Source organism: Bradyrhizobium nanningense (assembly GCF_004114535.1).
Lineage (GTDB): Bacteria > Pseudomonadota > Alphaproteobacteria > Rhizobiales > Xanthobacteraceae > Bradyrhizobium > Bradyrhizobium nanningense.
The window spans coordinates 1-22,040 of record NZ_LBJC01000010.1 but is presented as its reverse complement, the minus strand read 5'-3'; the positions used below and the strand labels follow the sequence as shown (position 1 = coordinate 22,040).

Annotated in this window: 19 protein-coding genes; 12 read left to right on the top strand and 7 right to left on the bottom strand. The window is 59.5% G+C overall.

Annotated elements, in window-relative coordinates; genetic code table 11:
• The first annotated feature begins 457 nt into the window (after positions 1 to 457).
• The gene (locus XH84_RS40585; protein WP_245471638.1) at positions 458 to 664 is read left to right on the top strand and encodes a hypothetical protein; all 207 of its coding nucleotides are present in this window, start codon (positions 458 to 460) and stop codon (positions 662 to 664) included.
• A 143-nt stretch (positions 665 to 807) separates the two neighbouring features.
• Positions 808 to 996, top strand: coding sequence for an EspF repeat-containing protein (locus XH84_RS41795; protein ID WP_128948126.1), 189 nt, complete (start codon positions 808 to 810; stop codon positions 994 to 996).
• Here XH84_RS41795 and XH84_RS06960 read toward each other — a convergent pair.
• The 4 genes from XH84_RS06960 to XH84_RS06945 all read right to left on the bottom strand — a co-directional run bounded on the left by XH84_RS06960 (position 925) and on the right by XH84_RS06945 (position 4,153).
• A complete protein-coding gene (locus XH84_RS06960; protein ID WP_164937340.1) occupies positions 925 to 1,521 on the bottom strand; it encodes an anthranilate synthase component II in 597 nt (198 codons plus the stop codon). The two genes, XH84_RS41795 and XH84_RS06960, sit on opposite strands and share 72 nt — an antisense overlap.
• On the bottom strand, positions 1,518 to 2,927 hold the full coding sequence (pabB, locus tag XH84_RS06955) for an aminodeoxychorismate synthase component I (protein WP_128948113.1): 1,410 nt from the start codon (positions 2,925 to 2,927) through the stop codon (positions 1,518 to 1,520). Before pabB ends, XH84_RS06960 begins: the two co-directional genes overlap by 4 nt.
• Before the next feature lie 139 nt (positions 2,928 to 3,066).
• A complete protein-coding gene (locus XH84_RS06950; protein ID WP_128948112.1) occupies positions 3,067 to 3,384 on the bottom strand; it encodes a Dabb family protein in 318 nt (105 codons plus the stop codon).
• A gap of 133 nt (positions 3,385 to 3,517) precedes the next feature.
• Positions 3,518 to 4,153 (bottom strand): GntR family transcriptional regulator, encoded by a 636-nt coding sequence (locus tag XH84_RS06945; protein WP_128948111.1) that lies wholly within the window; start codon positions 4,151 to 4,153, stop codon positions 3,518 to 3,520.
• 114 nt (positions 4,154 to 4,267) lie between these two features.
• On the opposite strand from XH84_RS06945, the gene bioB reads away from it, so the two are divergent.
• The 7 genes from bioB (at position 4,268) to panC (ending at position 11,803) form a co-directional block, all read left to right on the top strand.
• Entirely contained in the window at positions 4,268 to 5,263 is a 996-nt protein-coding gene (gene bioB, locus XH84_RS06940) for a biotin synthase BioB (protein ID WP_128948110.1), read from the top strand.
• A 46-nt stretch (positions 5,264 to 5,309) separates the two neighbouring features.
• Positions 5,310 to 5,663, top strand: a complete 354-nt coding sequence (gene panD, locus XH84_RS06935) for an aspartate 1-decarboxylase (RefSeq protein WP_128948109.1) — start codon at positions 5,310 to 5,312, stop codon at positions 5,661 to 5,663.
• Positions 5,664 to 5,739: 76 nt separating this feature from the next.
• Complete coding sequence (locus XH84_RS06930; protein WP_128948108.1) at positions 5,740 to 6,891, top strand: 8-amino-7-oxononanoate synthase; 1,152 nt, start codon at positions 5,740 to 5,742, stop codon at positions 6,889 to 6,891.
• Positions 6,891 to 7,526, top strand: a complete 636-nt coding sequence (gene bioD, locus XH84_RS06925; RefSeq protein WP_128948107.1) for a dethiobiotin synthase — start codon at positions 6,891 to 6,893, stop codon at positions 7,524 to 7,526. The genes XH84_RS06930 and bioD overlap by 1 nt, the downstream gene beginning before the upstream one ends.
• Positions 7,523 to 8,788: an adenosylmethionine--8-amino-7-oxononanoate transaminase gene (locus XH84_RS06920; RefSeq protein ID WP_128948106.1), complete on the top strand. Its 1,266-nt coding sequence runs from the start codon at positions 7,523 to 7,525 to the stop codon at positions 8,786 to 8,788. Before bioD ends, XH84_RS06920 begins: the two co-directional genes overlap by 4 nt.
• A gap of 1,293 nt (positions 8,789 to 10,081) precedes the next feature.
• On the top strand, positions 10,082 to 10,960 hold the full coding sequence (gene panB / locus XH84_RS06905) for a 3-methyl-2-oxobutanoate hydroxymethyltransferase (protein ID WP_164937338.1): 879 nt from the start codon (positions 10,082 to 10,084) through the stop codon (positions 10,958 to 10,960).
• Between the two features lie 3 nt (positions 10,961 to 10,963).
• Positions 10,964 to 11,803 carry a pantoate--beta-alanine ligase gene (panC, locus tag XH84_RS06900; protein ID WP_128948103.1) on the top strand — a complete coding sequence of 280 codons (840 nt, stop codon included), beginning with the start codon at positions 10,964 to 10,966 and terminating at the stop codon, positions 11,801 to 11,803.
• 252 nt (positions 11,804 to 12,055) lie between these two features.
• Here the strand turns inward: panC and XH84_RS06890 are convergent, their stop codons facing one another.
• Positions 12,056 to 12,259, bottom strand: coding sequence for a hypothetical protein (locus tag XH84_RS06890; protein ID WP_128948102.1), 204 nt, complete (start codon positions 12,257 to 12,259; stop codon positions 12,056 to 12,058).
• A 1,091-nt stretch (positions 12,260 to 13,350) separates the two neighbouring features.
• On the opposite strand from XH84_RS06890, the gene XH84_RS39540 reads away from it, so the two are divergent.
• Complete coding sequence (locus tag XH84_RS39540; RefSeq protein ID WP_164937337.1) at positions 13,351 to 13,554, top strand: hypothetical protein; 204 nt, start codon at positions 13,351 to 13,353, stop codon at positions 13,552 to 13,554.
• A 390-nt stretch (positions 13,555 to 13,944) separates the two neighbouring features.
• On the opposite strand, the gene XH84_RS06880 is transcribed toward XH84_RS39540, so the two are convergent.
• On the bottom strand, positions 13,945 to 14,148 hold the full coding sequence (locus XH84_RS06880; RefSeq protein ID WP_128948101.1) for a hypothetical protein: 204 nt from the start codon (positions 14,146 to 14,148) through the stop codon (positions 13,945 to 13,947).
• Between the two features lie 1,384 nt (positions 14,149 to 15,532).
• Here XH84_RS06880 and XH84_RS06870 point away from each other — a divergent pair.
• On the top strand, positions 15,533 to 15,919 hold the full coding sequence (locus XH84_RS06870) for an ectoine synthase (RefSeq protein WP_128948100.1): 387 nt from the start codon (positions 15,533 to 15,535) through the stop codon (positions 15,917 to 15,919).
• 416 nt (positions 15,920 to 16,335) lie between these two features.
• Here XH84_RS06870 and XH84_RS40580 read toward each other — a convergent pair whose 3' ends face one another.
• Positions 16,336 to 16,587: a hypothetical protein gene (locus XH84_RS40580; RefSeq protein ID WP_245471637.1), complete on the bottom strand. Its 252-nt coding sequence runs from the start codon at positions 16,585 to 16,587 to the stop codon at positions 16,336 to 16,338.
• A gap of 219 nt (positions 16,588 to 16,806) precedes the next feature.
• Between XH84_RS40580 and XH84_RS06860 the strand changes: the two genes are divergently transcribed.
• Positions 16,807 to 22,040, top strand: a 5,234-nt coding sequence (locus XH84_RS06860; protein WP_245471636.1) for a non-ribosomal peptide synthetase, incomplete at its 3' end; no start/stop codon positions are given.

Genomic DNA, 22,040 nt, shown 5'->3' with positions numbered 1-22,040 from the left:
ATCGCCGAACGAGCAGGCGCAGGAGCGCTGGAAGCGTCACCCAGCAAATCCCCTACCGCACAGCCTTTGGTGAGGCGGCCCTCTCAAGAGCAAGCAAGTATGAATGTGCTTCACGGGTAAGCCCTCTACCGGCCTTCATTATTTACCTCGCCATCTGCAGCGCAATGCGTAGCTCGTAAAAGCCCTGATCCGATCAAGAAGAGGCTTTGGGGACAACATTGCTGAGAACGATGCAGCGGGGGGGGGCGGCTCGCGGCTGCTCTTGACCATCTTCAGCTATCGCCGCAACGAGAACAACCAAAGCAGATTGAGATGATGGGAGCGGGGTGTGGCTTTGACGGATCAATTCCAAGCATCGGAGTTGCCGCCGGTCCTGCAGAGACCGTCGAAAGGCTTTCGGCGGATCTTTGCTCTTCTGAGTCGTATTGCTCGTTCTTTGCGCCGGAGGAGCCTATTTTTGACGAATATCGAAACGTTTGCCGAGGCGCCGCCGGCGCACGAAGTCGTGCCTCCCTCGCTTGGCTTGTCACCTGAGGATAGGGACGCTCTTTTATGGATCCAATCAGGGCATCAGAAGACAGCCGATGAAATTGCCGAGCTCAATCGCAACGTCGATGCGCAGCAAACCGAGCTAAAGCGGATCTCGGATCAGATCGCAGCCTGACCCAAAGAATCGTCCGGCGCCTGTTGCTTCTCCTGCTCCTGCTGCTTCTTCGCCGGCCGTGCGCACCACATCCAAGCCGGCCAAGAGAGACGTCCGGCCCTCGAAACCGCAAGGTCCGGTTTCTGTCGGAGGCGCGCCGCTGACTGCGGAGCCGAGCACGGAACAGCGCTGATTACCGCAAATGCCTGCCGAATTGGGCCGCGCCTTCCAACCCCGTCGGAAACCAACGGTCCACCATCTTGATCGGCGGGCCGAGCCTCTCATTGCGCCGCGTGGTTTCGGAAATCCTCTGTGAGTCGCAAGAAGTTCATAAGCAGGACGTGCCCCTGTGAGGTAAGTATCGACTCGGGATGGAACTGGACCCCATAGGTGGGATAATAGCCGTGCGTGAGGGCCATGATCTCGCCTTCCTCCGAACGCGCTGTCACTATGAGGTTCTGCGCACATGACTCATCAAGCTCGACGATAAGAGAATGGTAGCGTCCGACGTCAAGCGGGGTTGGCAGCCCCTTGAATAACCCTCGGCCGTCATGCGCAACGTATGAGCGCCGACCGTGCATGGGCCGACGCGCACGCGCCACCCGTCCTCCGAAAGCGCTCGCAATACACTGATGTCCAAGGCAGATACCGAGAATTGGTACGCGTCCTGAAAGTTCGCGAACCACTGCTGTCGATATTCCTGCCTCAGTTGGGGTGCAGGGGCCGGGCGATATGACCACCGCGCGCGGGTTGAGACTAACGAGCTCGCTGATGCTGATAGCGTCGTTTCGGATCACTTCCGTTGCTTCACTGAGCATGTGAAAATAGCGGGCAATGTTGAACACGAAGGAATCGTAATTATCGATGATGACAATCAAAATGCACCAGCTGGTTCAGAACCAAATGCATCAAAGATTCGCTCTGCCTTGGCGAGCGTTTCCTCGTATTCGGCCTCGGGCTCCGACAAGGCCGTTATGCCGCTGCCCGCATGAAAAACAGCCAGGTCGCCGTCGATCGTGACAGTGCGGATCGCAATACTCGTGTCCATGTGCCCGTTGAAGCCGATGAAGCCGATCGCCCCACAATAGACCTCTCGCGCTATGCGCTCGATTTCTGTAATAATTTCCATCGACCGCAGCTTTGGCGCTCCCGTAATGGAGCCGCCGGGAAAGCAAGCACGGAGCACGCTAACGGCGTCTTCGTCTCCGGCAAGTGTCCCCCTAACGATCGACACGAGATGGTGCACCGAGGCATAGGACTCGAGATTGCATAGGGCCGGAACCTGGACCGAATGCGCAGTGCAAACGCGTGACAGATCGTTACGCAAAAGGTCGACAATCATCGTGTTCTCGGCATGATCCTTTTCGGAAGCGAGGAGAGCAGCCGCACGGCGGTGGTCTTCCTTGGGATCAGGCGAACGGGCGATCGTGCCCTTGATGGGACGTGTCTCGACTTGTCGCCCGTCAAGCTTTAGGAATCGTTCCGGCGAACTTGATGCGACGGTCAGCTTTCCCCATCGCAGCAGGGCCGCAAAGGGCGCCGGATTGAATGATCGTAGCTGGCAATAGAAGGCGAGCGGATCAAAAGAGGTCGACAGGCGGGTGCTGAAACGCTGCGCAATATTGGTCTGGAACACGTCACCCGCCAGAATCAAGTCGATCACACGTTGTACGGCCGCAATGTAGCCGTCGCGGCTGAAGTTCGAGCGCCATGCGCCCGCTTTGCTGGGACAACCCTTCTGTGGCGCCTTTGGACCGGCAAGCAATGCTGCAAACTCGTCGGCTCGACGACGCGCTCGTTCGCTGCGTCGCGCGCGATCCTGCTCCGGCCATCCGGTCGAGACGATCCAGCATTTGTTATCCCGGTGGTCGAAGCTGATGACCACGTCATAGAAATGCAGGATGGATTGGGGCAAAGCCAGACCGGCAGTTGCCGGCGCAGACAAGCGCTCCAATGTCCTGTTCATGTCGTAGCCAAGGTAGCCTGCCGCTCCTCCCTGGAATGGCGGGAGATCGGGGCGATGCTCTTGCGGGTACTTCGCGAGTAGCGTGCGAAGGACCTTCCATGGATCGGCCTCGAGAGTCAGTCCGTTCCAACTGGCTTGGCCGTTCGCGACCCTGTAGGTGCTGAACGGGTCGCACGTTAGATATGAGTAGCGCCCAAGCAGCTCGTGCCTTGCTGAGCTATCGAGAAACGTGAGATGCGATCGATGCCCGAGACGTCGCATCGCTGTGACAGGTTCAACCCACTGCAACTCGCGAACGTACATCGGGCTATCGGTCACAGGCGGCTGACGTCGTGAAAGTGCCGTTCCATCTGTTGCCTCACCCGACGAGAATAACGCTTGTCTGCGATGGGCCGAAACATGAGACCCTTTGCCGAGTTTACCTGGCGGTGGACGTTTTGCTGCGACAGCACCTGGATCATCCTGTCCTGGAGGCGAAAGGGGTATCTGTTGATACATCGTAGTCGGCCGCGAACCTCAGCTCGCGGAGCGGTCGGACCCGTTTAATCGACTCCTGGTAGAGATCGTGCGCTTTGTACGCTGCGAGCTCCGTCTCGCTGTCGAACTCACCATAGACCACGATGTCGATATCGTTGCCGAGCTGATCGGTCTTGCGGTTGCGGGCAACCTCAAGCCGGCGCGCATGTGGTATCGTGGTGAGAAGCGAAAGACCTTCGATGATCTGGACGATATGCGCCTCGTCCTTGGCGCTGAAGAAGACGATGTGACGAATCATGGCCGTCCGTGGAGATGCCGCTAGGGGGGCCATGACTATCTGGGAATAGAGCCCGTTGCAACGAGGCTAGTCGCCTGCCGCATGACCGTCGCTTGCGATCGTCGCGATCCCTAGTGAAGCTTGCCAGATTTGCTCAGGACGCCGGAAGGGCAAGGCGCTCAATGGTTTGAATGTGCCGCGTGAGCAGGTTACAGGCTTGATCGACGTTGCGCGTTCGCAAGGCTTGCAGAATCAGGCGGTGATCTTGATTGGAGCGCGGTCGCCAGCCCACCGATCGCGCCATCGCGAACACCAATCGAGAATTGGCAAGCTGCAATCCATCGAGGCTCGCGAGCAGACGCGGCATTCCGCACGGCGCGACCAAGGCGTGGTGAAAGGCGCGGTTGGCCATCTCAAACTCCTCGATCGTCTTTGCATTGTCTCCTTCGATCAAGGCCAGCTCGATCTGAGCCAAATGAGCTGTTGTGAGCCTTGGCCCCGAATGGCGCAATGCCACCACCTCGAGCGCGGCGCGCATTTCGGCGATCTCCTTCACTGAACGGGTATCGAGCGGGGCAACCCGAACACCGCGACGCGGCACAGCGACAACAAGATGTTGTGCCTGCAGCTGCCGAAAGGCCTCGCGCACGGGGACGTGGCTGGAATTGAATTCTCGTGCAACGTGATCCTGACGCAGTGGCGCGCCTGGCTCCAAGGCACCGCTGATAATGCGCTCAGCGATTGAGTCCGCGATGCGCGCGACCGTCGTCTTGTTGTCAGCAGTGATCATAGATTATCTACCGCAATAACCGGTGCATTTGCGAGGCAGCTCGATTAGCATCTCTTTGAGAGCGATGACTATAGATAATTCACACGATTATCTACAATTTAGCGGGATTGGGTTATGGATGCTGCTGCGCAAGTCCAACGGAAGGAAGCAAGCAACGGGGCGCGGGTTCGCAATCATTGGAACGTCGAAGAGGCTAAGGCGCTCTACGACCTTCCTTTCGCCGACCTGATGCTTCAGGCGCAGCGCGCTCATCGCAAGAACTTCGATCCAAACCACGTCGAAACTGCGAGCCTGCTCAGCATCAAGACCGGCGGCTGTCCGGAGGACTGCGGCTACTGCTCGCAAAGCGCGCATTACGAGACCGGCCTGAAAGCGACCCGTCTGATGCGTTGCGCCGATGTGGTTGCGGCCGCGCAGCGCGCGAAGGATGCCGGCGCCACGCGCTTCTGCATGGCCGCGGCCTGGCGCACGCCAAAAGATCGCGATCTTGATTCCGTCTGCGACATGGTCAAGGCGGTCAAGGGACTCGGCATGGAAACGTGCGTCACGCTCGGCATGCTGACACCGAAGCAGGCCGCGCGCCTCGCCGAGGCCGGCCTTGACTTCTACAATCACAACGTCGACACATCGCCCGAGTTTTACAGCAAGATCATCACCACCCGCAGCCTGCAGGACCGCATCGATACGCTGGCGCATGTGCGCGATGCCGGCATCAGGATCTGCTGCGGCGGGATTATCGGTATGGGCGAGCGCGTCGAGGACCGCCTAGGTATGCTCGTTCTGCTCGCTAATCTTCCCAACCATCCCGAAAGCGTGCCGATCAACTTGTGGAGCAAGATCGAGGGCGTGCCGGTGGAAGACACCGCGGAGCCTCCCGATCCGATCGCGCTGGTCCGGCTGCTGGCGACCGCGCGGATCATGATGCCGAGGAGTGTGGTTCGCTTGTCCGCCGGGCGGCAATACATGACCGATGAATTGCAGGCGCTTTGCTTCTTGGCTGGCACAAATTCAATTTTCGTCGGCGACGTGCTCTTGACCACCAAAAACCCTAAAGTTGATCGCGACGCGGATCTGCTGGCCCGGCTCGGCATCACGTCCGGGCTCGCCTGACGGAAGCAGTGCGCGCAATTGCCCCTATATCCAGCCTAGGTGAGAAATGCAGATAACTTTGATGAAGGGCAAAATCCATCGCGCCTCAGTGACCGAAGCTGATCTGCACTATGAAGGCTCGATCTCGATAGATCGTACGCTCCTGGAGGCAGCAGGAATGGTGATCAACGAGCGCGTCGAAATCTACAATGTCGAAACAGGCGCGCGCTTTGCCACCTACGTGATCGAGGCGCCGCCGATGTCTGGCACAATAAGCCTGAACGGTGCGGCCGCCCGACTGGCGATGCCCGGAGACAAGATCATTATCGTTGCATATGCCTCATTCGACGAGGCCGAAGCAAAGATGTTCAAGCCACGCATTGTGCGCGTGGACCGAGACAATCGCATCCTGGCAAGTTGAATCCAACGGGACATCCTTCCTTCCTAAACGGCCAACGCATCTTCTGCGTGATTTGATGCGATCCTCGGAGTGATGAATGCGGTCGATCCAAACAGCTAGACTTAGTCCCTACGTCTCAGCGTTGAATGCCTTGGACGAAGATAAACGGCTGCGCTGCCTCAAGCCACGTGTGGGGATCGATTTCGCATCGAACGACTATCTGGCGCTCGGGAACGCCTCGTGCATCAAAAAGGCGATGGTCGCCGCACTCGAGGCGGGCACTCCGGTTGGAGCCGGCGGGTCGCGGCTTCTGCGCGGCAATTGCGAGGAGCATGAACGGCTCGAAACGGAAGCGGCTCAGTTCTTTGGCGCGGAGGCTGCGCTTTTCTTTGGAGGCGGCTACATCGCAAATTTTGCCCTCCTGACAACGCTGCCGCAGCGCGGCGATCTGCTCCTTCTCGATGCGCTCGTGCACGCCAGTATTCACGAGGGGGCGCGGGCCGGTCGCGCAGAGTGTCGAATTCACGCGCACAATGACCCCCAGTCAGTCGAAGACGCGATTCGCGACTGGCGAAACAAAGGTGGAGCGGGCCGGGTCTGGATTGTGGCCGAAAGTCTCTACAGTATGGATGGCGACTTCGCTCCACTCGAAGAGCTGGTGGCAATCGCCGATCGCCAAGACGCGTTTCTGATCGTGGATGAGGCTCATGCCACAGGCGTTTACGGGCATCAGGGACGAGGGCTCACGGCCCCTTATGACAGGCGCGAAAATCTCATCGTCGTTCATACCTGCGGCAAAGCGCTCGGTGCGGCGGGTGCACTTGTTACGGCCTCCGGCATCTTGCGCGATTTCATGGTCAACCGCTGCCGTCCGTTTATTTTTGCAACCGCCCCATCACCATTGATGGCCGTTGCCGTTCGAGAGGCACTCCTCACCCTGCAGAAAGAGCCGGAGCGGCAGCAACGGCTGGCCAAACTCGTTGCGTTCGCGCATCGGCAGATCACCTCGCTTGGTCTACGCACATCATCGACCTCTCAGATCGTACCGTACCTCGTAGGTGACAATGCTCATGCAATGCGACTTGCCTCTGCTCTGCAGGCGCGCGGCTTCGATGTCCGCGGAATTCGGCCGCCAACCGTCCCTGCAGGAACCGCCCGCTTGCGAATTTCGTTGACACTCAATGTTGGGGAAGCGGACGTGCGCGCAATGCTCGATGCGCTGGTTGAGGTGACGAGGGGCTCGTTTTGATGAATAAGCGGATCGTCGTGACTGGTACGGACACCGGGGTCGGTAAAACGGTATTCTCCGCAGGGCTCGCCGGGCTTCTCGGCGCGAATTACTGGAAGCCGGTCCAGGCTGGACTCGAACAAGAGATCGACTCCGAGTGCATCCGCCGCCTCGGTGGCCTCTCGTCCGATCGGATCGTCCCGGAGCTCTATCGACTTCGGACGCCTGCCTCGCCCCATTACTCCGCGGAGATCGACGGCGTTCGCATAGATACCGACACGCTTCGACTGCCGGATAGCGGCGAGCGGCAACTCGTGATCGAGGGAGCCGGCGGACTCATGGTGCCGCTGACAGCGCGCACTCTTTACATCGACATCTTCGAGCGCTGGCAGCTTCCCGTCGTGCTTTGCGCAAGGACGGGACTGGGCACAATCAATCACTCCCTGCTCTCGATAGAGGCTCTGCGCAAGCGTCAGATCCGAATCCTCGGAGTTGCGTTCATTGGCGAAAGAAACGCCGAAACTGAAAGCGCGATTTGCGAGATCGGGAGAGTGCGCTGGTTGGGACGGCTCCCGTGGCTTGTTCCCCTCACGGACGATAGGCTGCAGGCCGCTTTCAAAGACTCCTTTGTTGTCAGCGATTTCCTGAACCTATGAAGGCAGCCAAAAGGTCGCCGATCTGGCACCCGTTCACGCAGCATGCTCTACAGCCGGACATGACGAAGGTGCTGCGGGGAGAGGGGGCTTATCTCTACACCGAAGATGGCCGACGCCTTATCGATGCAATCTCCTCCTGGTGGGTCGTGACCCACGGCCATTGCCATCCATGCATCGTGAACGCGATCCGAGAACAGGCAGGCAAGCTCAACCAGGTCATCTTCGCCGGATACACTCACGACCCGGCTGAGCAGGTTGCGACGGAACTATTGAAGGTCACCTCCCCCGCGCTCGAACATGTGTTCTTCTCCGATAGCGGGTCAACCAGCGTCGAGGTCGCGCTGAAAATGGCGCTCGGCTACTGGCGCAATACCGGAAGAGAGCGAACCAAAATTGTGGTGATGCAGCACTCGTACCATGGCGACACGATCGGGGCGATGTCGGTAGGTAGCCGAGGCATCTTCAATGCGGCCTACGGGGCGCTGATGTTCGAGGTGACATCGATTCCGTTCCCGGCAAGAGATTGTGAGCAAAGAGCGCTCGATGCGCTTGAAAACGCGTGTCGAAACGAACATCCCGCAGCCTTTATCGTGGAGCCCCTGATATTGGGTGCCGGTGGAATGCTAATGTATTCTCCCTCGGTGCTAAGAGAGATGAAGCGGGTTTGCGAAGCCTTCGACGTCCTGTTCATTGCGGACGAGGTCATGACAGGCTGGGGCCGGACGGGTACCTTGTTTGCATGTGAGCAGGCCGATGTCACGCCCGATATTGCCTGCTATTCGAAAGGCCTCACGGCTGGGGCGCTGCCGCTCGCCGTCACACTCTGTCGAGCCGATATTTTCGATGCGCATTATTCTGAAGATCGCACGCGCACGTTTTTTCATTCGAGCTCGTATACGGCCAATCCAGTGGCCTGTGCCGCCGCCAAGGCTAATCTGGACCTATGGCAGGATCAGGAATATCGCTGCCGGCTGGCATCCTTGGCGAGGATGCAAGAACAGGCTCTCGCGCCGTTCCGCGCCGATTCACGGTTCGCAAACGTCCGGCGCACAGGAACAGTCACAGCGGTTGAACTCAACACGAGCGATGTCGGCTATCTGGCGGACATCGGTCCGAGGCTTTTGGCTTTCTTCCAAGCGCGGAATCTGCTGTTACGCCCACTCGGTAACACGATCTACGTCATGCCGCCTTACTGCGTTACGGCGGCCGACCTTGATGAAATCTATACTGCCATCCGCGACGCTGCTGACTTGCTGATGTGAGATGCACGAGACTGTGCGATCATTTGCAGTGACAGGATCTTGGAAGGCGAAAGTGTCCCTATTGCGGCCTTTGATAGTGCAACGAGGATGCAGCCCCCAGGGCCCCCAGGCTGATCGTGCTTTAAGCACTTAAGCACTTAAGCACTTAAGCGCTTCCGATCCAACTGCCGCAGCAATTCTGCGGGCTGGCCATGAAAGGTGCAGCATTTGACCAAAATGTCGAGTGAATTGCGTTAATCACGACAGAGGAATCCATTATCTTGAGAAAATTCTCGGCGAGGCTTTCTGCGGAAAGCACTGCTTCGCGAGACAGCCGCACATCAGAGTCAAGGCTCTTGATGGTTGCAAGAACCAGGGAGACGGCCCGCCGGGCGCCGCACCTTTGGTGTGCGCGTGGTGCTGGGGTCAGAGGGCAGCGGGCTTCCCAAGTAAATGTTTGAAGGAGGCGAGAATGCACATTGGCTTCCGTAATTCCCTCGACCATTCAGCCACATGCTGCGCGATATGCGGCGGAAAGTTTGGGCTGATCCGCCATTACTGCTGGCGAACGGCTCTTTGCTCCAAGAAATGCGTCAACCGCTTCAAGGCGCGGCGGGAGGCCGATCAGAGATGGCTTCGAGGGCTTCAAGCGGCTTAGGAATGGACTGAGTTGTGCCGGTATGGCCCTGGTCAGAGAATTTGAGTGGCCCTCTAGAGCACGTGGAAATCAAGTGACAGAAACATCGGCAAAAATAATCGACTTCAGCGCCTACAGGGCCAGCAGGCTGGCTCGGTCTGAGCGCCTTCGCGAGGACATCTACTCGACCGCGACTCTCGCTGCGCTTACGGCGGCCTGTCACCTTTGGACCTTCCTGGCCTGCCATCCGTTTGCTTTGCTCGGTGCGCCAGCGCCGAAGCAGGAGTCTCACGAGTACCCCTAAGGGGGCAGACACGGAGATGTGACCTAAAGACGAAGTCCCCACTGCGTGCATCTGCAGCTCGGTCCGGTCGAGCCGTCACCGTTTGGAGAGACTGCAATCAGCCCGGAAATGCGTGCAGATGGTCGTTCGTCGCGAGCGCCGCTCCTCGATTGAGGCCGCGGCTGGCATAGCCGCTGAAACTGCACGGGAAGGCGAGACATCGGGGGGTGAAATCGCGATGAGGAAGGTCTTGGCTCATGGTTGCGCGCCCATTGGACCGTTTTTGCGCTGTTCTCGAGCTCTAGGGAACTGGGATCTCCATCCTTCATGCCATTGACAGGTTTCTCCCGCGTTCTCTAGGAAGCGCCGACGGTGTGTGGAGAGCGGATTCAATATGAGCCACAGTTCAGAGCAGCCTCTAGAGCGTGTCACGATTCCGGCACTGCAGCAGTGGAAGGATAAAGGACGGCGTGTCGTGATGACCACCGCCTACGATGCGGTTGCGGCGCGCATCGCGGATCCCATTGTCGATATCATCCTGGTCGGCGATAGCGTTGGAAACGTCTGCCTGGGATTTGACAACACGCTGCCCGTCAGCGTGGCCATGATGAATCATCACCTGGAGGCTGTTGCGCGCACGAGGCCTCATGCCCTGCTTGTGGCTGACATGCCCTTTCTGAGCTTTCATGTCGGTTCTGAGGATACGATTCGCAATGCAGGAGGTTTTCTGCAGCGTGGCGCCGACGCTGTGAAACTCGAGGGTGGTGCGAAACGCATCGAGATGGTACGCGCCTTGGTCGATTGCGAGATTCCTGTGATGGGACATCTCGGTCTGACCCCGCAGAGCGTCAACGTCATGGGTGGATTCAAGGTGCAGGGAAGGACAACGGATACCGCCTTGCGGCTGCTCGATGACGCGTACCGTCTGCAGGAAGCCGGCTGCTTCGCGCTGGTCCTGGAGGGCATTCCTGCCGAGCTCGCGGCGCGAGCGACCGAATTTCTCACGATACCCACCATCGGGATCGGAGCAGGACCCGATTGCTCGGGCCAAGTGCTCGTGCTCCATGATGTCTTGGGGCTAACCGAAGGCCATCGCCCCAAATTCGTTCGTGCCTATACAAATGGATTCCAGCTGTTCCAGGAGGCGCTGTCGCGCTGGGCTGCAGATATCCGCAAAGGTGCATTCCCGGGCTCAGAGGAGTGCTATCGGCTTCCTGATCAGCTTCGGGATGCCGTCGCGAACTGGGTGCCCTCCAGTTCAACCTCGGGGTAAGAAATGCAAGTCATTACGAAGGTCGCTGAGCTGCGTCGCGCCCTTGCAGACGTTCGCAATGCCGATAAGCGCATCGGATTCGTTCCGACGATGGGATACTTGCACGACGGCCACCTGGCCCTGATCTCGGCTAGCCGGGGACACTGCGACGTCACTGTCGTTAGCATCTTCGTCAACCCCACTCAGTTCGGCCCAAATGAGGATCTCAGCAGGTACCCTCGCGACTTCGCGCGTGATGAAGCGTTGTGCCGCAGCGCCGGGGTGTCCATCGTCTTCGCGCCAAGTGCAGAGGAGATCTATCCGGCCCAATTTGAGAGCTTTGTCGAGCCGGGCGAACTCGCAAAGCCGCTCTGCGGAGCTTTCAGGCCCGGACATTTTCGTGGTGTAGCGACTGTCGTCTGCAAGCTATTCAACATGGTGCAGCCGGACGTCGCGTACTTTGGACAGAAGGATTTTCAGCAATGCGCTGTGATACGCCGCGTGACGGTTGATCTGAATCTTCCGATCGAAATTGTGACTGTGCCAACTGTGCGGGAGCCAGATGGGCTGGCAATGAGCAGTCGCAACCGTTATCTCAGCCCGGAAGAACGTGGTCGGAGCCTTGCGATCAGCCGTGGATTGTTCGCCGCAGCGCATGGCTTTGCCTCAGGGGAGCGCGATGCGGCAACGCTGATTGCGCTTGCAAGAAGGCATTTGGAAAGAGTCGATCGACTGCAGTACCTAGAGCTTGTCGACACTGGGACCCTAAGGATTGCCGAGAGCCCTCTGCGCTATCCGGCGGTCCTCTGTGTCGCAGCGTACGTCGGCTCCACTCGGTTGATCGACAATGTAGTCCTGTCCTGATCGCCATCGCAACCAGATCCGGAAGTGATTTCGCTCAGAAACAGTCGAACCGGATGCCTCGACGCTGAAATCCTCAACATCCTGGAAGAACTCTCGAAGGCGATCCGCAACTGCCCTTTGCGTGCTGAACAACTACCCCACCGCTCGAGCTCATGATGTCGGTTGGAGATTGGCCCTGCCGCTGACGGGTGGAGCGAGGCGGGGCTGCTCCCACGCTGCCGAGAGCAGCCAAGTGCGAGTTCGCTTTCTGTATTATGACTTCGGCGGCTCGCTCAGACACTCCGGGACGATCGGACCGCTTTCCGCGCGTATTACGACGTCGCGCAAGGCAATTTCAGAAAGTCGTACAACCAGCTGTTTGAGGCGCGCAATCTCCTGCTTGCAGCGCTCCAGCTCGTGCTGTTCGTCTGCCATCACAGATGGTGTGCGACGACAGCTGTTGCCGAGATGATTCATGTAGCTCCCTTTCCGATTCGACAAACACAGCAGATAATCTGAACAGCCCAGTCGCTTCTCTTCCCTAAACGAGGCACCTCGGCGTCAGATCGGAGCGTTTCACACGCAGCCCGCCGTAGGCTGGTTGCGGCTTACTCCCCGCAAAGGGCTTGCGCCCAGCTCGCGCATGCGACGGCGCCTTTCAGCGACGCCATCTCGCTCGCCGCTATGCTCAGTTGCAGTAATGGCCGCCAACAATGTGGCCGCGGAGTATGCCGCCTCCGGCTGCATGTGATTTGCTCTGGGTGGAGACTGTAACAAAATGGCAATAAAGATTAATGCAACGAGCCGCGCTCTCGCGCTCGAATCCTGCATTACGGCAGCGCCCCCGATGAATTTTCACGCGACGTTCGTGTATCCGTGCTGGGGTCCTTCAGCTACACCGGGCTTATATATCCGAAAGGCAAGTCGCTCCGAGATCATCCGCCTGCAAGCGGGCAATTGTCATAGGAGAGTCGCTCAAGATCGTGTGCTGCCAATACGTGCGATTATGGATCAAAATCCACACGCCCATGACCATGAAATTACTTCGCGATCGCGCAGACGATCTCGTCAAGCTGCATAAAGCCGAAGTTCCCTGAAGAGCGGCCAGAGGCGACTCAAGGGGGCACTGAGCGCCGGCGCCGGATCCTAGCCCGATTTCGTCGCCGGACGTGGGGCGGGCGCTGTTTTTTGGCCAAAAGATATGCTTCACCGCAACAATTGATCGCGAAATCCTTCCACGGTCCAGGATGCCACGCGCTCAGGTTTGGAGACGATAGGTGCCGTCTCATGAAACGACATCGGAGCAGGGCAGAGCATTGGCCTGCCGCAGCCGCCCAGTCAGTCCGGCGCGCAATAGATCGCCGAGCATGCCGTACATAATCGCAGAGCATGATCGCAGGGCGCTCACATTGGCCTCTGAGCTCTAGCAAGCTTGTCTGTTAAGCTGAGGCGGCCGACGAGAAGACAAAAGCAGGCCGATCAAGCGAGCTGCCGCAATGGATCAGCGATCGAGTTGCGGTCTAGCAAATGCTCACTATCTTCCTCGATGGCATGAGGGAGATCTCCCAATGCTGGACGGTGTCACGACCGCGCTTCTGCGCAAGATCCTGGATGAGGTTTGCGAAAGCGTCTCACCGTATGACGACGCTGGCGTCCGCACCTACGTTGCCTCCACAATCCTGGAGGCCGCCACCAGAGGTGAGACGCGCCCCGATCTGCTTAAACAGATCGGTCAGGAAGCTCTTTCCAGAGCACCAACGATGTGGCGATAGATCTAGGACATGGCTTGTCATTGAGGTGAATTTCCAAGTCACAGTACTGAAGATCCTGGCCTGCTATCCAGGTTCGCGCGCGTCGCGTCGCCTGCGGCATAGTGATCCGGCTAGCTCGCAGAGGTGTATCGTGGTCGCAAATCGATGGCGGCCTAACGTCTCCAAAGGCGCGGCATTTTCCGATGTGAGTCGGTTGGCGCGTTGTGCGCTGCGAGGCCGATCGTTGAAACGAGAGAGCTCGCTCAACAGGCAGCGCATCCAAGCCTTGGCGCACGCACCCTCGCGCGTCACGATGCCGGTGAGGCGTCGCGCTAGTAGCCTTTATCCGGAAGTAAGGGCGAACTCAGTGTTCGACGCCGGAGCGCCATCGAGCCGGTGCGCCATTGCTGTTTACTCCTCTGCGAGCGCCGCAAGTGCCCTTTCAATCACTGTGATGTCTTGACTGACCTGAGCGATCGCTGGTTTCGAATCAACTCCGGTAACGGAGTTCAACTGCTGCAGTAGCTCCCGACGATGCGCCAGAAGGTTCTCCAGCGCGCTGCGGTTGTTTAGTTTCACATAGCCGTCGACAATCAATTCAATCGAAAGAGACATCGAAACTCTCAAGCAAAGCTGTTTTCAACGCAAGGTGCGTATAGCACATCGCCAAACGATGTTCAGCTCGTCGGGAGAGAATACTGACGGGCGAGCTTGTTAGCGACAAGCGTGCGGCGCCGGGGGCGTGACCGCTTATTCCTTGCGCATTACAAGCGTCCAGCTCTGTTTGAGCGACTAGCCGAGCAGAAAGACAGTGTATGGCGAGCCAAAAACGCTGCGGATCGTCGCGATGGAAATGCTGGCTGGGGGAAGGAATGATACCAGTATGGTCTCCGCCTGCCGAACGGTATCCGAGATGCGATGGCAGGCGGCGCGTTGATCAACGACATGCTCGCCTGAATATCTCTTCGTAGAGATTGCGACGACCTCAGGAGCGTCCAGGATGCTCGATGATATTTGGCTCGCATCGGGCTCACCGTAACAACATCCACCGCTATCCTCGCCTGCTGAAGTCGAACCTGTCGGATGTCGAACGTCAGTTCATTGAAAGACGCCTCACCGAAGAGCAGACCCGCCCTCGAGTCTGTTTCGGCCGAGACCGTCCCGCTCGCGTTTAGCCTTCCGAAGGGGGTAGACATGTGGGCAAGCTAGGTGCGGAGCCGCGAACGACGCGCGCATCCGGAACGACGCGATTTCTCGCCGGCGGCATCATCATGAGCTCGCGACCCGGCAACTAATCGATGATATCCGCCCGCTGTCGTCCTAGCCCCAGGACCTGATCTGCTGACCTGCACGTGAGTTCATTCGGCTCGGGTATCTGGTGCTCAATCATTTGCCCATAGCGGATTAGAAAGCAGCACTGTTCGACCGATTCTCGCTCTGGACCTGTTTGTATTCGGCCATATCTCGGCAGTTTGTTAGATTGGTTACACGCCCAGCCAAATCGTTCTCACTCGTAGCCAGCTGAGACAGCCACAACTTCATCTTTCATCGGCCTGCGACCACGGCATGAGATTTGCTCTGCTGGCTGAGACGCTGCGGAACCCTATTCGCGGCGAGAGGCACAGCAAGGAAGGAAACGACTTGCCAAATCTGCGATTGGAGACAGTTTACGTCACCGGCAATATCTCCAGCAGCATTCTGGGGAATACAAATGTAAGCGGCGGCACCACGCGAAAGGTGAAGCATCAAGTTGGTACGCACCGATCGGGCTCGGCGGCGAAATACCCTCGCGCCGATATTTTCACTCGTCGCCGTCGGACAAATGGCAGGCCTTTTGCGTGTAGCCGATCCCATGCGACTGCTGCACGGGCTCTCCGCGACCGACGGTTGGTTGTTTCGACAGACCGCAGTCGGCCGCGCGACAGGGAGGTCGCAGTTCCGGGCAAGAACAATGGCCAGCTTTTAGATCGATCACTTCAACCTGCACCGGGCAATCGATATGATTGTGCGTAGCCTGCGCGACGTCGAAGCATCCGATCACTTCGTCGATTGGGGCAATGGTACTAGCCACCGCCTTCTGACGGATAAGGACGGCATGGGTTTTAGCATCTGCCACACCGTGGTGCGCGCTAACACCGTTTCGCTTCTGCAATACCGGAATCATCTCGAAGCCTGCTATTGCATCGGCGGCGAGGGCGAGGTCGAGGACATGGACGGCAATGTCTTTCCCATTCGCAAGGGTGACATGTATGTGCTTGACAAGCATGACAAGCATTTCCTGCGCGGGGGACGGGACAACGACATGATCCTCGTGAGCATCTTCAACCCGCCCCTCACCGGGACCGAGCGCCACAAGCTGGGCGACCCGGCAGGCTCCACATATTGAGCGATGCGAAGAAGCGCCAATCCAATATGAACTGCCGCTAATTGCGAGAAACGTTTACTCGAGCGATCCAGCACTGCCTCGTACCCCACGCGCGGACCTTTTACGAAAGGCGCACGCGATGCGGTTAGGCTGACAAAGTACTTTGGCATTCCAGGTCCATTTTCCCTTGTCCGGAATACCGGCGGGCGGGGCTTGTGCCGATTGATACCGCGCTCAGTTGTACGATGTCTGGCGACGCTGTTGGACAGCTGACACAGCAGTGCTGTGGCTATCGCACTGATTGCACTCGATTTCACCTTTGGCACGATACATGCGTAATCGTCTAAAGGGCGCCATAGAGGAGAAATCGTTCGATGAGGACGCTTGCCAGAAACTCTGACGCGGTTGAGTGGCTGCGGCGTACTGCTGACACCATATTATTTGGTGATGCGGAAGGTTGGCAGGAAGATTGAGTGATCTGCTTCGGCGAAGGGTTTCGTCACATCAATGCGGACCAGCCAAGGCCCGATAACAGATCCGAACCGATGTGAGCGATTTGCGTGAATCAAGAAAGTCGCCTTCCGATCTTGAGCGATGAACAGGTGCAGAGCATATCTGCCGCGCATGAACGGCTGGCGCGTGGGGAGGAGTTTTGGCGACGGCGGCTCGAGCAGTTTAGCAGATTGCATCCTCCTTTCGTCTCATCGTCCGTGGCTGCGGCGCCTTCCGGATGGCAGTCGAGTTCATGGTTTAGCCCAGGCGGTTTGGCTAAGCTTTCCCCGCAAGATCGCTCGGAATATTTGGTAGCGGCTTGGCTGATCTATCTCGCTCGGATCACGGGGCAAAAAGAGCTTCAACTGGGATGGAAGCCCGCATGGGACCGATTGCAAACTGGCTCCAAACTCTTAATGGCCTCCGTCGTGCCGATGGATGTTTGCATTGAGCTTGCTCTCGATTTTGAAGAAGTGCGCAAAACCGTAGCGGCCGAAGTCGCTCAGCTGAGGGCGCACGCTAGCTTTACCCGAGATCTTATCGCGCGTTGCCCGACATTGCGAGGAGTGGAGGCGCTACGGGCGTGCCAGCCTTGGCCGATTGGTATTGCAATCACGACAGAGAGCTGTCCCGTCGCTGACGATCTGACGACGAGCCACAAGGCTGGCCAACCCTTATGCGGCGATTTGCTGACCTTTGAGGTTGGCGCTCTGGATGGGAGCTTCCGCTGGCATTTTGACGCCGCTCGATTAGCGCCCAAGCAGATCGACCGCATGACGCAGCATTTGCAAACGTTGTTACGCGGCGTGATGGCCGATGCTGGGCAGCCTGTCGGCCGAATAGACATTCTGGCCGCCGACGAACGCGCGTATCTACTTGAGGATTTGAATCGGACGGAGGCGCCTTATCCGTTTGAGCGATGTATCCATGAGCTGTTCGAGGCGCAGGTGCAAAAGGCACCGGAAGCGGTGGCGGTGGTCTATGAGAAAGAGAGACTGAGCTATGGCGAGCTCAATGCGCGGGCCAACCGGCTGGCGCATCATCTGATCGCCCTCGGGGTCAGGCCGGACCAGCCGGTGGCGATCTGCCTCGAACGCAGCCTGGCGATGGTGGTTGGTCTCTTGGCGATCCTGAAAGCGGGTGGCGCGTATCTGCCGCTAGATCCGGCTTATCCGTCGGCGCGGCTGCGGCAGATTGTTGGCGATGCAGACCCGAAACTGCTGCTTTGCGATGCCGGCGGTCTGACGGCATTGGGTGCGGAGGCCGTGGCCGGTGTGACTGTGGTGGATCTGGAGACGGCGACCCCGGCCTGGGCCGAGCGGCCGGCTTCGAACCCGGACCCGAGCACGCTTGGCCTCACATCACGCCATCTCGCCTATGTCATCTATACCTCCGGCTCAACCGGAATCCCAAAGGGCGTGGAAATGTCCCACGGCGCGCTTGAAAATTCGCTTGCGGGGATTGGCACGTCAAAACTGCGCACACTTCAATTCGCGACCCTGAACTTCGATGTGTCCTGCCAGGAATTGTTCATCTGTTGGAAGGACGGCGGAGTGCTTGTGCTCGTGCGGGAAGAGACCCGGAGGCGCTTCTCCGACCTGCTGGAATTTGTAGAACGGGAGGCGATCGAGCGGCTTTTCCTCCCGTTCGTGGCATTGAATCATTTTGCGGAAGTCTGGAGCACGCAGCGCGTGCAGCTGCCCTCCTTAAGAGAGCTTTATACTGCCGGCGAGCGATTGCAGGCCACTCCACTGCTTAGGGCGTTCTTCGAAGCACATCCGAACGCGAGATTGATCAATCAATATGGGTCCACGGAAATCAGCGTCATTTCCGAGCACCACCTTGCAGCTGATCCGTCATGTTGGCCCCAGATGCCTCACGTCGGGCGCCCAATCGCCAACACTCGGGTGTACTTGCTGGATGGCTATGGCGCGCCCGTGCCGTTCGGCGCGGTCGGCGAGCTTTACATTGGCGGGGCGGGGGTGGCGCGGGGCTACCTCAACCGCCCTGAACTGACAGCCGAGCGGTTCATCGCCAGTCCCTTTGTCGAGGGCGATCGGCTGTACCGGACCGGCGACCTTGCACGTTATCTACCGGACGGCAATCTTGAGTTCCTGGGCCGCAACGACGATCAGGTGAAGATCCGCGGCTATCGCATCGAGCCGGGCGAGATCGTCGCGCGGCTTTGCGAGCACGCCTGGGTGCGCGAGGCGGTGGTGGTGACGCGCCAGAACGGCGCCGGCGACAAGCATCTGATCGCCTATGTGGTTTGCGCGCCCGAAGCCGGCGCGGACGAGGGCGATGGAGGCGGGCTTGCGGGCGCCTTGCGGGCGCACTTAAGTGCGCGGCTGCCGGACTACATGGTGCCGAGTGCGTTCGTGCAGCTGGCGGCGCTTCCGCTCACGGTGAACGGCAAGCTCGATCGGAACGCGCTGCCGGCGCCGACCGATCAGGCCTATGCGCTGGCGGCCTACCAGTCGCCGCAAGGTGCGGTCGAGACGGCGCTGGCGCAGATCTGGGCCGAGCTCCTTGGTGTCGAGCGCATCGGGCGCAACGACCACTTCTTCGAACTGGGCGGCCACTCGCTCTTGGCCGTGCAGATGTCGAGCCGGCTGTCACAGGCTGTCGGGGTCGAACTGCCGCTGTCGGCGCTGTTCGCAAGGCCAGTGCTGGCTGACCTGGCGGCAAGCATCGTCGAGCTGTTGAGCAGCTCCGGTCCACAAGAGCTGCCGTCGATTGCAGCCGTGTCGCGGCATGAGCCGCTTGTGCTGTCGTTTGCGCAGCAGCGGCTATGGTTTCTGGCGCAGCTGAACGAAGGCAGCACCAACTATCACATTCCGCTGGCCTTGCGACTGCGCGGGATGCTCGACCGCAGCGCCTGGCGGCGCAGCCTTGACCGTCTGTTTGCGCGTCATGAGGCGCTGCGCAGTGTGTTTGTCGCGACCCAGGGCAAGCCCCGGGTTGAGATTTTGCCGCCGGATGCGGGTCTGCCGATAGTTGAGCATGATCTGCGGGAGAGATCGGATGCGGAAGCGGCATTTTTGGATCTGTGCCATGAAGAGGGGCGCACGCCATTCGATCTTGCGCGCGGTCCGCTCATCCGCGGTCGGCTGATCCGCACCGCCGACGAGGAACACGTCTTCCTGCTGACCCAGCATCACATCGTCTCGGACGGTTGGTCGATGGGCGTGCTGCTGCGTGAACTTAGCCAGCTCTACCGGGCATTCCAGGCTGGGCAGGACGATCCTCTGCCGCCGCTTGCGATCCAGTATCCGGATTACGCCGCCTGGCAACGCCAATGGCTCTCGGGGGAACGGTTGCAGAAGCAGGCGCAGTATTGGCGCAGCGCCCTGGCAGGCACAGCCCGTCTTGTCTTGCCGACGGACCGTGCGCGGCCTGCCCAGCAGTCGTTTGCCGCGGCCACGGTCCCGATCGTCATCGATGCGGATTTGACCCGGGAGCTGAAGCGGCTGAGCCTGCAGCATGGCACGACGTTGTTCATGACGGTGCTGGCGGCCTGGGCGGCGGTGCTGTCGCGTCTGTCCGGGCAGGACGATCTTGTGATTGGCGTGCCGAGCGCCAATCGGGGGCACCGCGAGATCGAAGAGCTGATCGGCTTCTTCGTCAACACCCTGGCGCTTCGGCTGGACCTGTCGGGCAAGCCGCGCGTGTCGGAGCTTCTGGAGCGGACGCGGCGCACGGTGCTGGCTGCGCAGGAGCATCAGGACCTGCCGTTCGAGCAGGTGGTGGAGATCGTGCAGCCGCCCCGGGCTCTTGATCACACGCCGTTGTTGCAGGTGATGCTGGCCTGGGAGAACAATGCGGTTGGGTCATTGGACCTGCCGGGGCTGAGTGTCGAAGCTGCCGGGGAGGAGATTGATCAGGTCGAGTTCGATCTGGAGCTGAGCCTTGGCGAGCAGGGCGAGGCGATCGCCGGAACGCTGGGTTATGCCACGGCGCTGTTTGATCAGGCGACGATCGAGCGGCAGCGTGGTTATCTGCTGGCGCTGCTGCGGGCGATGGCTGCCGATGCGCAGCAAGCGGTCGGGCGGATCGAGCTGCTCTCGACTGCCGAGCGCACGTATCTGCTGGAGGAGCTGAACCGGACGGCGGCGCCGTATCCTGCGGAGCGGTGCATCCACGAGCTGTTCGAAGCGCAGGTGAACAAGGCGCCGGATGCGGTGGCGGTGGTCTGCGAAGATGAGCGGCTGAGCTATGCCGAGCTCAATGCGCAGGCCAACCGCCTGGCGCATCACCTGATCGCCCTCGGGATCAAGCCTGGGGATCGCATTGCCACAGTGCTGGACCGCTCCGTCGCTCTTGTGGTGGCGCAGCTGGCGATTGTGAAGGCCGGCGGCGTTTATGTACCGGTCGATCGCGCCCTCCCGTCGTCGCGACAAAAATGGCTGATGGCCGATTGTGCTGCACGCTTGGTGCTTTCCGGGGATGATCTGGTTGAGGCGACGATACCTGTTCTGGCTATTGAGCCGCTCATAGCTGGAACGGGATGTAGTTCCGATCCTGGGCTGGCGTTGAGCGCTGAAACTGCCGCTTACGTCATGTACACCTCCGGCTCAACTGGCCTTCCCAAAGGAGTTGTTGTTCCTCATCGTGCCGTCAACCGGCTCGTGATCAACAGTGGGTATGTGAAGATCGATGCGGGAGATCGGGTGGCATGGGCTGGCAATCCCGCCTTCGACGCAAGCACATTCGAAGTATGGGCACCGCTGCTTAACGGTGGTTGCATTGTTGCCATGCATGCCGCCACCGTCAGGGATACGCCTAGTTTTGCCCGGGCGCTTGAACAGCACCGGGTGACGTCACTGTTTCTAACAACAGCACTATTCAACCAATATACATCAACGATTGCTCCGACGTTGGCGCAACTGAAGCACCTCCTCTGTGGGGGTGAGCGCGGTGATCTTGCCTCGTTTTTGAGATTGTTGAAGGAAAAGGGCCCCGTACGTCTCATTAACTGCTACGGGCCCACCGAGACGACGACCTTCGCGACGATCTGGACTTGCCCGGCTGATTTCAATGGGTCGGTGGTCCCGATCGGGCGTCCAATCGCCAACACGCGGGCGTACTTGCTGGATGGCCATGGCGCGCCCGTGCCGTTCGGCGCGGTCGGCGAGCTTTACATTGGCGGGGCGGGGGTGGCACGGGGCTACCTCAACCGCCCTGAGCTGACCGCCGAGCGGTTCATCGCCAGTCCCTTTGTCGAGGGCGATCGGCTGTACCGGACCGGCGACCTTGCACGTTATCTGCCGGACGGCAATCTTGAGTTCCTGGGCCGCAACGACGATCAGGTGAAGATCCGCGGTTATCGCATCGAGCCGGGCGAGATCGTCGCGCGGCTTTGCGAGCACGCCTGGGTGCGCGAGGCGGTGGTGGTGGCGCGCCAGAACGGCGCCGGCGACAAGCATCTGATCGCCTATGTGGTCTGCGCGCCCGAGGCCGGCGCGGACGAGGGCGATGGAGGCGGGGTTGCGGGCACCTTGCGGGCGCACTTAAGTGCGCGACTGCCGGACTACATGGTGCCGAGTGCGTTCGTGCAGCTGGCGGCGCTTCCGCTCACGGTGAACGGCAAGCTCGATCGGAATGCGCTGCCGGCGCCGGCCGATCAGGCCTATGCGCTGGCGGCCTACCA